General features: G+C 61.3%; 15 protein-coding genes. 14 read left to right on the plus strand and 1 reads right to left on the minus strand.

Annotated features, from left to right (window positions below; all coding sequences use genetic code 11):
* Positions 1 to 9 precede the first annotated feature (9 nt).
* Positions 10 to 1308 (minus strand): alpha/beta hydrolase, encoded by a 1299-nt coding sequence (locus LVY75_05285; protein XAZ19573.1) that lies wholly within the window; start codon positions 1306 to 1308, stop codon positions 10 to 12.
* 96 nt (positions 1309 to 1404) lie between these two features.
* On the opposite strand from LVY75_05285, the gene LVY75_05290 reads away from it, so the two are divergent.
* The 14 genes from LVY75_05290 (at position 1405) to LVY75_05355 (ending at position 13988) form a co-directional block, all read left to right on the plus strand.
* Positions 1405 to 2550 (plus strand): Xaa-Pro peptidase family protein, encoded by a 1146-nt coding sequence (locus tag LVY75_05290; protein XAZ19574.1) that lies wholly within the window; start codon positions 1405 to 1407, stop codon positions 2548 to 2550.
* A gap of 213 nt (positions 2551 to 2763) precedes the next feature.
* Positions 2764 to 3552 carry a phosphonate metabolism transcriptional regulator PhnF gene (phnF, locus tag LVY75_05295; GenBank protein XAZ19575.1) on the plus strand — a complete coding sequence of 263 codons (789 nt, stop codon included), beginning with the start codon at positions 2764 to 2766 and terminating at the stop codon, positions 3550 to 3552.
* A complete protein-coding gene (locus tag LVY75_05300) occupies positions 3545 to 4003 on the plus strand; it encodes a phosphonate C-P lyase system protein PhnG (protein ID XAZ19576.1) in 459 nt (152 codons plus the stop codon). Before phnF ends, LVY75_05300 begins: the two co-directional genes overlap by 8 nt.
* Entirely contained in the window at positions 4003 to 4548 is a 546-nt protein-coding gene (phnH, locus tag LVY75_05305; GenBank protein XAZ19577.1) for a phosphonate C-P lyase system protein PhnH, read from the plus strand. Before LVY75_05300 ends, phnH begins: the two co-directional genes overlap by 1 nt.
* The gene (locus LVY75_05310; GenBank protein ID XAZ19578.1) at positions 4548 to 5642 is read left to right on the plus strand and encodes a carbon-phosphorus lyase complex subunit PhnI; all 1095 of its coding nucleotides are present in this window, start codon (positions 4548 to 4550) and stop codon (positions 5640 to 5642) included. The genes phnH and LVY75_05310 overlap by 1 nt, the downstream gene beginning before the upstream one ends.
* The gene (locus LVY75_05315; GenBank protein ID XAZ19579.1) at positions 5639 to 6553 is read left to right on the plus strand and encodes an alpha-D-ribose 1-methylphosphonate 5-phosphate C-P-lyase PhnJ; all 915 of its coding nucleotides are present in this window, start codon (positions 5639 to 5641) and stop codon (positions 6551 to 6553) included. Before LVY75_05310 ends, LVY75_05315 begins: the two co-directional genes overlap by 4 nt.
* A complete protein-coding gene (locus tag LVY75_05320; GenBank protein XAZ19580.1) occupies positions 6550 to 7398 on the plus strand; it encodes an ATP-binding cassette domain-containing protein in 849 nt (282 codons plus the stop codon). The genes LVY75_05315 and LVY75_05320 overlap by 4 nt, the downstream gene beginning before the upstream one ends.
* Positions 7399 to 7413: 15 nt before the next feature.
* Positions 7414 to 8160 carry an ATP-binding cassette domain-containing protein gene (locus tag LVY75_05325; GenBank protein XAZ19581.1) on the plus strand — a complete coding sequence of 249 codons (747 nt, stop codon included), beginning with the start codon at positions 7414 to 7416 and terminating at the stop codon, positions 8158 to 8160.
* Entirely contained in the window at positions 8147 to 9319 is a 1173-nt protein-coding gene (locus tag LVY75_05330; protein XAZ19582.1) for an alpha-D-ribose 1-methylphosphonate 5-triphosphate diphosphatase, read from the plus strand. Before LVY75_05325 ends, LVY75_05330 begins: the two co-directional genes overlap by 14 nt.
* Before the next feature lie 218 nt (positions 9320 to 9537).
* A complete protein-coding gene (gene phnC, locus LVY75_05335; protein ID XAZ19583.1) occupies positions 9538 to 10359 on the plus strand; it encodes a phosphonate ABC transporter ATP-binding protein in 822 nt (273 codons plus the stop codon).
* A gap of 49 nt (positions 10360 to 10408) precedes the next feature.
* Complete coding sequence (gene phnD / locus LVY75_05340; protein ID XAZ19584.1) at positions 10409 to 11323, plus strand: phosphonate ABC transporter substrate-binding protein; 915 nt, start codon at positions 10409 to 10411, stop codon at positions 11321 to 11323.
* Positions 11324 to 11390: 67 nt separating this feature from the next.
* Positions 11391 to 12311: a phosphonate ABC transporter, permease protein PhnE gene (gene phnE / locus LVY75_05345; GenBank protein XAZ19585.1), complete on the plus strand. Its 921-nt coding sequence runs from the start codon at positions 11391 to 11393 to the stop codon at positions 12309 to 12311.
* 1 nt (position 12312) lies between these two features.
* On the plus strand, positions 12313 to 13164 hold the full coding sequence (gene phnE / locus LVY75_05350) for a phosphonate ABC transporter, permease protein PhnE (protein ID XAZ19586.1): 852 nt from the start codon (positions 12313 to 12315) through the stop codon (positions 13162 to 13164).
* 29 nt (positions 13165 to 13193) lie between these two features.
* Positions 13194 to 13988, plus strand: a complete 795-nt coding sequence (locus LVY75_05355; protein XAZ19587.1) for a PfkB family carbohydrate kinase — start codon at positions 13194 to 13196, stop codon at positions 13986 to 13988.
* Positions 13989 to 14071 lie beyond the last annotated feature (83 nt).

The following is a 14071-nucleotide window of genomic DNA, read 5'->3' on the forward strand; positions in this document are numbered from 1 at the left end:
ACCCTCGGCCTAGCCGAGGGGACCCCCACGCTCGCGCACCATCTGCCGCAGGCGTGTGAACACGGCCGGTGACTGGCGCACGCCGTCGTGCTCGAATTCGTTGGTCACCCAGGCCCGGACATTGCCGACATCACCCGCGGTCGCAAGCGACAGCTCGGCATCGACATACATATCGTCAAAATAGACTGCTGCGGCCACCGGAATTTCGTTCGAAGCCAGCCGGGCCGGATCGTAGAGCGGTTCGAAGCCATCGTAGCGCGCCAGCGCTTCCACAGCGTCGCGGAACGGCCGCAGCGAGCGGATTTCCTCGAACATCCATGGATACATCATCTCACCGGTCAGATAGAGCGGCCGGCTCTCTTCGCCGAACTCGGCAAATTCCGACCGGATGCGCTCCGCCGCCCAGGCGGTCGCGTCCATGCCCTGCCCGTAAATGCTCTCCTGCAGCACCGCAAACATTGGGTTGCCATCATAGGAGGTCAACGACATGACGGAGGCGAGAAAAGCATCGGAGAACCGCGTTTCCTCCGGATCGGAGAAGGCTTCATCCACCAGCCAGTGCACGTTTTCATAGCCGGGCGCCATGCCGAAATCGATGCCGATGGTCTGCAGCCTGCGCACCGTGAGACGATCCCCGTCAGGCAGACGGACGTCATCGGCGGCAATGCAGGCGGCGATCCGGGCGATGCGATCGCGATCGGCGGGATAGCGCTGGTAATATTCCCGGTTCTTGCCGGCGACACGCGGATAGGTGCGGCGGTAAACGTCATCAGCCGTTGCGGACAGGCCCGCCAGCCCGCCCGTGACATAGCACGCAGCCAGCCCCTCCGGCGCCTGCGACAAATAGGTGAGCGTCAGGAAGCCGCCATAGCTCTGGCCAAGCGTCTCCCAGCGCACGCCGCCGAACACGGTCTTCCGCAGATGCTCGCAATCGGCAATGATGCTGTCGGCTCGGAAATGGCTGAGATAATCGGCTCCGGCCTTCCCGTTCGCAAAGCCAGCCATGGTGGCGCTCTCGATGCGCGTGCTTTTGCCGGTGCCGCGCTGATCGAGTAGCACCACACGGTAGTTCTTGAGCGCCTCCCCGAGCCAGGACGGCCCGCCACCCACCGGGCGCGGCGACTTCCCGCCCGGACCGCCCTGCAGGAACAGTAGGATGGGCAGCTTTTCCTGCTTGCGCGCGGGATCGCAAACCTCTCGCGCGAAGACTTTGATCGAGGCGCCATCCGGCTTTTTCCAATCGAGCGGCACATCGACGAAGTGGTCGCGGATAAGGACGCCGGGGATCGTATATTTGCTGACGAGCATGATCAAATCCTGTGGAATGTTTGTCGACACACTGCCTACAATTGCCCTATGCTGGAATCAACCATTCAGCTTTGACAAAGATAACGGATATATAGCGTGTCTCTCCCGGTCTGGTCCCATCCCGTCGCAGCCATCACTGACGAAGACCGGCAAAGCCGCCTGTCGCGCTTGCGCGAGCGGATGCAGGCGGAAGGCATCACCGCCACACTGCTCGGCCCAACCGAGAGCCTACGCTACTTCACCGGCCTCGTCTGGCACCTGAGCGAGCGGCTGCTCGGCGCGGTCGTGACGGAAGACAAGCTCACTTATATCCTACCCGGTTTCGAGCGCAGCCGCGTCGAGTCGCTGCCGCATCTGCCGGGTGAGATTGCCGTCTGGGAAGAAGATGAGAGCCCCGCCGCATTGGTATCACGGTTCGTTAGCCCGTCTGGAAAGCTCGCGCTCGACGAGGCGCTGCCGCTCGCCGTCTATCACGCTTTTACCGGCGAGATGGGAGCGGGCCGACTTGTCGATGCCGGGCCCGTCATCCGCGCGCTGCGAACCATCAAATCGCCTGCTGAAATCGCTCTTATCCGATATGCGATGGGCATCACGCTGGATATTCACCGCAAAGTCCGTGATACGATCGCGCCCGGCATAGCCGCCTCGGACGTTGCGCGCTTCATCGACCAGCAGCATCGGGCTGCCGGCGCCGATGGCGGTTCGACCTTCTGCATCGTCTCCTTTGGTGACGCAACCGCACTGCCACATGGGGCGGATGGCGAACAGATCCTGCAGGCGGGTGACGTCATTCTCGTCGATACGGGTTGCCGGATCGATGGCTATCATTCCGATCTGACACGTACCTATATGCTCGACGAAGGCAATCGCGAATTCGAACGCGCATGGGCAATCGAGCGGGAGGGCCAGCAAGCCGTTTTCGATGCGGCAGAACTCGGCACGCCCTGCGAAAACCTTGACGCCGCCGCCCGCGACGTGTTTGCGCGGCACGGGCTCGGCCCCGACTATCGCCTGCCCGGCCTGCCACATCGCGCTGGCCATGGCCTCGGCCTCGAAATCCACGAGGCACCCTATATCGTCCGCGGCAACAAAACTCCGCTGACGCCGGGCATGTGCTTCTCCAATGAACCGATGGTCGTCTTCCCCGGCACATTCGGCGTTCGTCTCGAAGACCATATCTACATGACCGAAGACGGCCCGCGCTGGTTCACGACGCCGGCGGCAAATCCCTACGCGGCCTAGTTTTCGTTTCGCGTCCGAGCGAAGTCATCCGGCACTGCGGCGGCCGAGAATTCAGTTCGTCAGCCTGTTTGCCATCCAGGCTTCCGGATCGGGGCCGCGCGACCGTTTCACTTCGGCAGCGATCAATCAGCGCAGAAATCGTCAGTGCGTACACAAAAGCGTCACCGACAACGGCTATCTTAAGTCATCCGAATGAATTTTGGATTCATCCGAATGACAAGCGAAGAACATTCGATCGAAGCAAGATCCCGGTCCGGTCAGTGGCAGATCCTCGAGAAACAGATCAGTCGGGATATCGCTTCGGGCGCACTCGCCCCTGGTAGCCGCCTGCCGACGGAAACCGAGATCATGGATCAGTTCAAGGTTGGTCGCCACAGCGTGAGGCGGGCGATTGCCGAACTGGCATCTGCCGGCAAGGTGCGGGTCGAGCAGGGACGCGGCACTTTCGTCGAAGAGCACTCCGTCATCACCTACAATATCGCCCGGCGAACACGCTTCCGCAAAAACCTGCTGGAACAGGGGCGCATCCCTTCAGGTCAACCGGTCTCCGAAGCTGAGATCGCAGCGCCACCCGGCGTCGCCGCGGCGTTGAAGCTTCCCGAGGGCGCAAAGGTCTACATGATCGCCCGGCGCGGCTTTGCCGACGACGTGCCGATCAGTCTCAGCCATTCCTACCATCCGGTGGAGCGTTTCCCGAATATGCATCTGCGCCGCCGCGCGGGTGAATCGGTCACGACCATCTACGCTGCCTTTGGAATTCCTGACTATGTCCGGCAGAGCACCGTGATCCTCACCCGCCGGGCGATCGTTGATGAAGCGCAGCTTCTCGCCCAATCGCCGCAGCAGCCGGTGCTCGTCGTCCAGAAGACCGACGTCGACATGGAAGGCCGGCCGATCGCCTATTCCGAGACGGTCTGGGCCGGAGAACGCGTTCAATTCAGCATTGACAACGAGCCGGAGGATCGCGTCGCGACCACGGCGAAAGGACAGGACGATGAATGACACAATGGAAGCCGGCGCGCCCCCTGCCAGCTTCAGTCATGCAAGCATGCTCGACATACTTGCGAGGGCCGATGCCGAGGGAATCAAAGCCGTAGCAGAGGATTTGCTCGATGAACTCGGGCCAGTGGAGGTTCTCGTGAACCGCACGGGCCTTGCGATGCTGCCCTATACAGACACAGTGCAAAACACGGCCTTCCATCTCGGTGAGGTGCTCATGGCCGAAGCCCATATTCGCCTGCCGGACCGGGATGTGGAAGGCTATGGCGCGATCATCGGACGCGATCTCGAACATGCCATGGCAATGGCCGTCATCGATGCGAGCTTCGCAAGTGACATCGGCAAGGCCGGCATCGTGAATTTCCTGACGAGCGAACAGAGGCGTCAGACACAGGACGACGATATCAGACTGCGCAAGGTCGAGGCGACGCGCGTGCGGATGGAGACCTTCTGATGAACCAGACCTTGCTCCTTCCGACCGTTGAAGACATGCGCACCAATGCAACATTCGATGCGTTGATGTGGGCGCTCGCTCGCCCCGGCCGTGTCCAGCCTCTGCCTTTTCCCGGCCTGCTCGCGCTGGCAGAAAGCTTGCTCGACCGTGAATGCGGCTTCTTCTGCTCCGATGAAAGGCTCAAGGCCGACATTGCCAGGACAGGCGCGAATGCCGTTGCCCTACCGGAGGCAGAATATGTCTTCGCATCAATCGGCACACGTGCAGACGTTTCCGCCCTATCGGCGATGCTGAGCGGCAATCTGCTCTATCCTGATGCCTCGGCGACGATTTTTGCGGAGGCTGAGATCGGCTCGGGAACGAAGCTTCGCCTCGCCGGCCCTGGAGTCAATGGTGCGATCGATATCGCCATCGGTGGCGTGCATCCGGATTTCTGGGCGCTGCGCGCCGAGGCCATCCGTTATCCACTTGGCTGGGACATTTACTTCGCAGACGGCGCAAGCCTGATCGGCATTCCCCGCTCCACGAAGATCGAGGTACTCTGATGGCCTATGTTGCAACACGTGGCGGCGAACACGCCATTGAACAATCAGAGCGTCTCTACCGCGAGGAGCTTGGACGGATCGACAAGGCCCGCGTAGACGCGATCGGCGAAAGCCTGCCCTATCTGGTCGACCGTGTCATGGGCGAGGCATCGCTCTACGCGCCTGAACTTGCAGCACTTGCGCTCGCCCAGTCCGGCGGCGACCTCTACGAGGCCGTGCTCTTGCTGCGCGCCTATCGCACGACGCAACCACGCCTGACGATCGCCGAGCCGGTTCGTCAGCAGGATCTCTTCACCGTCAGGCGTATTTCGGCGGCTTTCAAGGATATTCCCGGCGGCCAGATCCTCGGACCGACGCTCGACTACTCGCACCGGCTGCTGAATGTCGACGTCTTGAATGGCGCGACTTTCATTCCCGAACCTGTGGAATCTGCGGGCAAGCCGGCACCCGCCACGCAGCCTTCGCTGACTGACTGGCAGAAGGCACAGGGCTTGATCGCCGAAACGCCGACCGAGGATGTGCCGCTTGACGAGATCCCCGACGTGACGCGCGAACCGCTGCTCTTTCCGGCAAGCCGGGCTCATAAGCTGCAGAGTCTGGCGCGTGCCGATACCGGCGGCACATTGGCGCTCGGCTATTCGACCATGCGCGGTTACGGCAGCGTGCATCCGACCGTCAACGAGCTTAGGCTCGGCGAGGCCGAGGTCCGTATCCGCCATCCGCGCGGCACGCTCTTCAGCGCCGGACGCGTGCGCGTCAGCCAGAGCGAGGTCATCTCCAAGAGCAAGGGGCTGGAGCTCGGTTTTTCCGCCACTTTCGGCTGGAATGAGGTCAAAGTGATCGCCGCCGCCTCGCTCGATCTTGCCTCCAACCAGCCCAATCCGCATCCGGCCTCGAACGAGGAATTCATCCTCTACCATACGGAACCGGTCGAAAGCTCGGGCTTCTGCATTCACTTCAAGCTGCCGCATTACGTGACCTTCCAGTCGAGCCTCGACGCCATCCGGCGCGTGAAGGCGGATAAGGCAGCCAATGCAACAGGCGCGCCCGAGGGCGCGGCAAAGCAAGCCGAACTTGAAGAGGCAACGCTGTGAAACTCGATCAACTTACCAAACCCTGGGAGGCCTTCAGCTACGGCTTCCTGGATGAATCCGCCAAGCGCGAGATGCGCCGCCGCATCCTCAAGGCCATCGCCATTCCCGGCTATCAGGTTCCCTATGCCAGCCGCGAAGTCCCGATTGCCCGTGGCTGGGGAACCGGCGGCCTGCAGGTGACTCTGACGCTTCTGAAGCCAACCTCCGTCGTCAAGGTCATCGACCAGGGAGCCGACGATTCCGTCAATGCCAGCAGCATCCGCAAATTCCTGCGCCGTGTCAGCTCAGCCCGCGAGACGCTGGATACGCTGGAGGCCGACATCATCCAGTCGCGCCACCGGATTCCGGAGGAGAAGCTGCGCGAGGATCAGATCCTCGTGCTGCAGGTTCCCAATCCCGAGCCGCTGCGGCCCGTCCAGCCGGACATGTCGGAGGCCCGCATCATGCATGGCGACGCCGACTATGGTCAGCTTTGGCTTACGCTTTACGAGCAACTGGTCCGGTCCGGCCGCATCATGCAGGGATCGAGCTATCCGAGCATGGTCAATGGCCGGCATGTGATGACGCCGTCTCCGATCCCGCGCTGGGATGTGCCGAAGATGAACCAGGCGGCAAACCTCACCATCCTTTCGGCCGGCCGCGAAAAGCGCATCCATGCCGTGCCACCCTATACCCGCGTCGAACCGCTTGTCTTCGACGACGTGCCTTACCGGGTCGAGGACCATGCTGACAAGATTTGTCACCGCAGCGGCGTAACAGGCTACTTTATGAACGAACTGCCGCAGGACGATGGTGCCTCCACCTTCGAGGTCTCCGACAGCCAGTACGGCGTCAAGCATATCCGCAAGCGGGATGGCGAAGCCGTCGCCGTCGGCGAAACCTATTACAAGCAGGGCAGGATCGAGCAATGAGCGCCGTAAATCTCTCCGCCCCCAATCCGTCCGCCCCCAGTCCGTCCACCTCAGGGCGCCAGCCGCCGCGGCTGATGCTGTCCTCTCCCATCCTGACGATGAACGGCATCCGCAAGAGCTTCGGTGACGTGCAGGCGCTGCGCGGCGTCGATGTTACCGTCTATCCCGGCGAAGTGCTCGGCATCGTCGGCGAATCCGGTTCCGGCAAATCGACACTGCTCAGGATGATGAACCTCGAAGACCGGCCGGACGCCGGCGAATTCCGGCTGGCGCTGCCTGGCCGAGAGGATCTCAATCTCTTCACGCTCGACCGGTTCGAGCGGCGCATGCTGCGGGCGCGCCATATCGGCATCGTCTATCAGAACCCGCATCTTGGCCTTCGGATGAACCATACAAGCAGCGGCAATGTCGCCGAGCGGCTGCTCATTGCCGGTGAGCGGAATTTCGCGACGCTTCGCGCCCGCGCCAAAGGTGCCCTCGACGCCTCGGAGTTTCCGGTCGCGCGCATGGATGCCCGTCCGGCCGAGCTTTCCGGCGGCATGCAGCAGCGCGTACAGTTGGCCAAGGCAATCGCACTCGAGCCTGCCCTGCTCCTGCTTGATGAGCCGACGACCGGGCTCGATGTCAGCGTCCAGGCTCTGGTGCTCGACACGCTGAAGCGGCTGCAGCGCGAACGCCGCATCACTATCGTCATCGTTTCGCATGATCTCGGTGTTATCCGCACCATGGCAGACCGGGTCATGGTGATGCGTAACGGCGAAGCCGTCGAAGAGGGTCTCGCCGACCAGATCTTCCAGGACCCGCAGCATGAATATACTCAGCAGCTCGTGCATGCGAAGCTTTGACGGGAGAGGCATCAGATGAACATGCACACACATCCATCCGCTTCCGGGCAGATGATCCTCTCCGTCCAAGGCCTCGCCAAGCATTTCGAAATGCATCACCTAAAGCGGACGCTTCATGCCTTCGACAAGGTCGATTTCGAACTGCGCGAGGGTGAATTCATCCTGCTGACGGGCGAAAACGGCGCCGGCAAATCGACTTTGCTGCGCACGCTATACCGCTCCTACGTACCGCGCGCGGGCCATGCCTATTATCACACGCGCGAAGGCGTCATCGACCTGACCGTCGCAGCCGACGTAGATATAGCCCTGTTGCGCAAGCGCGAGATCGGCTTCGTGACGCAATTCCTGCAGGCCCGCCCGCGCGTGGCGGCCGAAGAACTGGTCGCCGAGCCGCTGCGCCTCGCCGGCCGACCTTACGACGAGGCGATCGAAGAGGCCCGCCGGTGGCTCTCCGCGTTCGGCGTGAAGCGAGGGCTCTGGGCTGCCTATCCGTCAACCTTCTCCGGCGGCGAGCAGCAGAAGGTCAACCTGGCTCGCGCGCTCATCCTCCCGCAACGGCTTCTCTTTCTCGACGAGCCAACCGCCTCGCTCGACAAGAATGCGCGTCGCGCACTCGTTGCCCGCCTCGCGGAGCTGAAAGCCGCTGGCGTCGCAATGATCGGCGTCTTTCACCACCCCGACGATGTCGCGGATCTCATCGACCGCGAAATCAGCCTTCAAACACGACAGATCCAGGATGGAGCAGAAGATGTGGCTGAGTGATTTCGAAATCGTGTTGCGCGATAGGGTCATACCGCGCGGCGCAGTCAGGATCGAAGACGGTATCATCGCAGAGATCAGCGAAGAGCCCGTGGCCGCAGCCGATATTTCCGGCGATGGCAGGCTTCTGCTTCCCGGCTTCATCGATATGCATGGCGACATGATCGAGCGCGAAATCGAGCCGCGCCCCAATGTGCGCTTTCCCCTGGAACTCGGCATTTTCGAACTCGACAAGAAGCTCGCCGGCAATGGTATCACCACGGCCTATGCCGCGCTTTCCTTCCACGCCAACAGCAGCTACGGCCACATCCGCTCGGAAGAACATTCGCGCTCGATCATCCAGACCTTGGTCGAACTTAGGAAGAACGATCTCCTGATCGATCACAGGGTTCATGCGCGCTTCGAAATCACCTTCACCCATGCCCGCGCCGTCATTGAAGATCTGCTGCGCGCCGGCGCCCTCGATCTCGTCTCGCTGATGGATCACACGCCGGGCCAAGGCCAATACCGCGATGTCGAACGTCACATCGAAACGATTGCGCGCAACAACAAGATCACCCTCGAACAGGCTGCCCAGCGTGTTCAGCAACGCATGGAAAACCGCGCCCAGAACGGCGATGCGGTCGACAATCTGCAGGGGATCGCCGCCACGGCGCGCGACCATGGCGTCATCATCGCCTCCCACGATGACGACAGTATCGAAAAGGTGGCTATCGTCGAGGGACTGGGCGCGCGCATCAGCGAGTTTCCGGTGACGATGGCAGCCGCGCAGGAAGCGCGCAAGTTCGGGCTGGCAACCGCCATGGGCGCGCCGAATGCTCTTCGCGGCCTTTCCTACTCCGGCAATCTCTCGGCCCGCGAAGCCTATGAACGCGGCATTCTTGATATTCTTGCCAGCGATTATCACCCCTCGGCCATGCTGCCGGCGGTAATCGCACTGGCAGAGGCCGGAGCCGGCGGACTGCCCGCTTCCGTTGCCCTCGTCAGCGCCAATCCGGCCCGTGCACTCGGCCTTGAGGATCGCGGCGCGATCGAGACCGGGCTGCGTGCCGATCTGGTGATCGCCGAACGCGGCCGCCTGCCGCGTGTGCGCGCCACCTTCTCCAAAGGCAGGCAGGTCTATTCCGACGGAATTGTTTTGCGATTCCAACAGGCTGCCTGATAAGGCCGCCGCCTCCGACAGCGGATAGCTTCATTTCTCACAAAATACATCCGGAAATTCCGGATGTATTGCTTGATAAAATCCGCATAAATACTCGTAATTATTGGATAATTACTTAATAAAATCGTCACACTGAAATGCTATATTTAGTTTCATAGGTTGAAATTAAATATAATTCAGTTTCGTCTTTGACGTTTCTGGCAAGCGGAGACCTTCCGGTGCTTGAGCTTCATTCCCTCAAGAAGAAATTCGGTCAAACACAGGCGGTCAACGATGTAAATCTGTCGATCGATGCCGGACAGATGGTCGGCATAATCGGGCGCAGCGGCGCCGGGAAATCGACATTGCTCCGGCTGATCAATCGTCTGCTCGACCCGACATCCGGTACGATCATGTTCGAGGGCAAGGATATCACCAAGCTGCGCGGTCGCGAGTTGCGTCTGTGGCGCGCGTCCTGCGCGATGGTGTTCCAGCAGTTCAATCTGGTCGAGCGCATGGATGTGCTGACCAACGTGCTGATTGGCCGCGTTGCCCAACACGGCTTCCTCTCATCGATGCTGCGCCGCTTCACGGATGAAGAAAAGGAAATGGCGATCAGCGCGCTCGACCGGCTCGATCTTGTGCCGCAGGCGCTGCAGCGAGCCGCCACCTTGTCCGGCGGACAACAGCAGCGTGTCGCCATCGCCAAGGCGTTGGTCCAGAAGCCGAAGATCATGCTTGCCGACGAGCCGATCGCGTCGCTCGATCCGGCCAATGCGACACGGGTCATGGAGGCACTGCGCAAGATCAACCGAGAGGACGGCATTACCGTTCTCGTCAATCTTCATACGCTCGATACGGCCCGGAACTATTGCGAACGCATCATCGCCATGCGGGCCGGACGGGTGCGCTTCGACGGCGCACCAGCGGACCTGACCCAGGAACGGGTCCGCGAAATCTACGGCACCGACGATTTCGATGCGGAGATCGACGAGGCAGTGACGTCCACCTCATTCAACGCAGGTCGAACCGCGAAGGAAAAGGTCTACCAGGCGGTGTGAGTTTCGCCCGTGGCCCAAGGCCGCGGCTTTTTGCAACAGGAGAGTTGGAATGAAAAACGTCCTCATGCTTGCGGCCGTAACGGCTGCGCTCGCCCTTTCCAGCCAGGCCCATGCTGAAGGTTGGAAAGACAAGTACAAGACGATCCGCCTCGGCGTTCTCTCGGGCGAGAACGAAAAGGACCGCATCGCACGCCGCGTCGGCTTCCAGCAGTATCTGGAAAAGGAACTCGGTGTGAAGGTCGAAATCTTCACCGCCGGCAATTATGACGGTGTCATCCAGGCGCTCGCTTCCGACCAGATCGAATTTGCCTTCCTCGGCTCCTCGGCCTATGCCGCCGCCTATACCGAAACGAACGGCGGCGTTGAACCGCTGCTCGCCGGTCAGGAACAGGACGGCTCGACGGGCTACTATTCGGTCATCACCGTTCGCTGCGATTCCGGATATAAATCCGTCGAGGACCTCAAGGGCAAGGTTCTCGCCTTCGCCGATCCGGATTCGACCTCAGGCTATGCCGTTCCCTATTATAACCTCGTCAAGCAGGGCTATGATCCGAAGACCTTCTTCTCGGCAATCCCCTTCTCCGGCGCCCACGAAACCGGCGTCATGGCCGTCGCCAATAAGCAGTTCGATGCGGCCGCGACCTATGTCAACAACGACATCAGCGGCATCCCGCAGCGTATGGAATCGAAGGGCATGATCCCGAAGGGCGAGATCTGCCGCATCTGGCAGTCGCCGGAGATTACCAACGGTCCCTTCACCACCCGCACCAACCTGCCGGCCGACATGATCGCTGACGTCAAGGCTGTGGTGAAGGCCACGCCGGAAAAGGCGCCTGAGGCTTTCAAGGAAATGAGCGGCGGCGATAACTCCACCTCGAAGGGTTACGTCGATGTCGACCACCAGCGCTACCAGTGGATCGTCGACATGCGCGACTGGCTGAAGAAGCAGCGTCGCAACGGCTGATATCTGCCATCCACGCCAAGCAACGGGAGCGCCGCGCCCTCCGGCGCTTCCACGACCGGGATCAGACATGACGATCGCATCCGCTTCCATCACCATCCGCCGGTTCGAGGCCGACTACCGTCGCATCCGCAGCCGCGCCAAAACCGTCCAGCTTGTTTCGGCGACGCTTTTTGCCGCCGCCGTCTTGCTGACGGCCTGGACGGGCGGCTTTTTCGACATGACCGAGGTCAACCTGCCCTCGGGCGAGCGCATCACCACCTGGAAACTGTGGGCCTCCCTGCCCCGGCTCGGCGAATATCTCTACAAGACGCTGCCGCACCTTCGCATCGAGACGTTCGGCGCCGATCTTGCCGAATGGTTCTGGCGCTGGCCGGTCTGGCTGGAATTGCTTGGGGAAACGATCCTGATCGCCTATGTGGCGACGTTTTTCGGAGTCGTCGGAGCCTTTATCCTGAGTTTCCCGGCTGCCCGCAACCTCAGCCCCAATGGCTTTCTGCTGGTCGCTTCGCGTCGTTATCTGGAGGTCATCCGCACCGTTCCCGATATCGTCTGGGCACTGATCTACGTCTTCTGCTTCGGCGTCGGGCCGCTCGCAGGCGTACTGGCAATCGCCACGCATGCAACGGGTTCGCTCGGCAAGCTCTATTCCGAAGTGAACGAGAATATCGACATGCGGCCGCTGGAGAGCGTCAAGGCTTCCGGCGGCACCTGGTTCCAGCAGATGCGTTATGGCGTTGTGCCGCAGGTGATCCCGAACATCATCAGTTACACGCTGCTGCGTTTCGAGATCAATGTGCGCTCCTCCTCGATCATCGGCTATGTTGGTGCCGGCGGTCTCGGCCAGGAAATCCGCACCGCCATGTCGCTTCAGGAATATACCGATCTCTCGGCGCTATTCGTCATCATCCTCCTCACCGTCGTCGTCATCGATTTCCTGAGCGAGAAGCTGCGTCACCGCATCATCGGTATCGAAAGCCGGAGCATCTGACATGATCGACATTTCTTCTTCCGGAGTGCGACAGCGGGTGCCAGATGCATTTACGGTGCCGCCGCGCGTGCGGCTGATGCGTTATGCAGGCGCTGCCGTCTTGGTCCTGCCCTTGCTTGCCGGCCTCTATCTCTTCGACTTTTCGCCAGCCCGCATCCTGAACGGCCTGACGCGGCTCGGCACGATCTTCTCGTTCATGTTCCCGCCCTACGTCTGGACGACCTGGCAGGAATGGAGCGACGTTCTGGTTGGCCTCGGCCAGACGATTTCGATGGCGTTCCTCGGAACGCTGCTCGGCGCGCTCGCCGCTTTTCCGCTCGCCTTTCTCGGCGCGAAGAACATCATGCCGCTCGGCTGGGTGCGGCTATCGACCCGCCGCGGCTTCGATGCATTGCGCGCCGTCGAACAGATCGTGCTCGCGCTGATCTTCATCCGCGCCTTCGGCCTCGGCCCGCTTCCCGGTGTCTTCGCGATCGCCGTTTCGGAAATCGGCACTTTCGCCAAGCTCTTTTCAGAAGCGATCGAAAATACCTCGCGCAAACCTGTCGACGGTGTTCTGGCATCGGGCGGCGGGCCGCTGCAAACCATCCGCCTTGCCATCATGCCTCAGGCGATGCCGGTCATCCTTTCGATCATGCTCTATAATTTCGAATCCAACACCCGCTCCGGCACCATTCTCGGCATTGTCGGCGCCGGGGGAATCGGCTTCCTGCTGGCAGACCGCATTGCCGCCTATCGCTGGCCGGAGGCCTGGACGATCATCTTCCTGATCGTCGCCGTCGTTTATGCTATCGATCTCTCCTCCGCATGGCTGCGCGGCAAGATCATCGGCAAGAACGACAGCGCCCGGTGAGGCCGGAATATCGCGACGAGGGAGTGGGAATGGCAAGGATAATGGTGGTCGGCAATGCCAATGTCGACCGGATCTGGCGACTCGACCGGCCGCTCGTGCCGGGCGGGAGGCTCTCCTGCCAGTCGATCGAGGAGCGTTATGGCGGCGGCGGCTTCCATACCGGCCTGGCCCTGCTCGATCTTGGCCACGAGGTGGTTCTGGTCACCAGCCTTAGCGATGACGATAGAGGACGCAGCTATCTGAAGGATCTCGGAAAGCGAGGTTTCAACACCGATTTCATCGGTCTTATACCCGGGGAGACAGCACCCGTTGACATCCTCGTCGATCCCAATGGCGAGCGCACCATCATCGCGCCGGCGGGCCGGCGGCGACCGGGGATAGATAGCTTGCCGCCGATCGATGCGTCGCTTGTCTATCTCAATGCACGGATAATGAGCCCGGCGGCCCTCAGGCAGTTGGAAGATTTCGACGTGGTGGTTTCGCAATATCCGCTGTCGGCCGAACGCCGGCCCGCGAATGTTCTAATCGCCTCGCGGTCGGACGTAAATGGAACAGCGCAAACGGCCTGGCAGGCAGCTTCGGAAATCGCCGCGCCGCGACTTGAAACTCTCGTCCTGACGAGTGGCATGCAACCAATCGAGATCGTCAGTCAACGAGGTTCGATCATCGTCGAGGTGCCGCCAGCGCCTCCTGCACGCGACACGACAGGAGCGGGCGATTATTTCGCCGGTGGCTACATCGATGCCATGGTCAGAGGCCTTGATGCCGGTGCGGCAGTGCTGGCCGCCTGCAGGGTCGCGGCCTCTTACCTTGCCGCTTCCTGAAGTCGCGGCTCTTGAAAGACGCGCACATCAATCTCACCTGATATCTCCATTGTTCACCTGTCGAACGACAGCCCTTTGCCATC

This window comes from Sinorhizobium sp. B11 (assembly GCA_039725955.1).
Classification (GTDB): Bacteria; Pseudomonadota; Alphaproteobacteria; order Rhizobiales; family Rhizobiaceae; genus Rhizobium.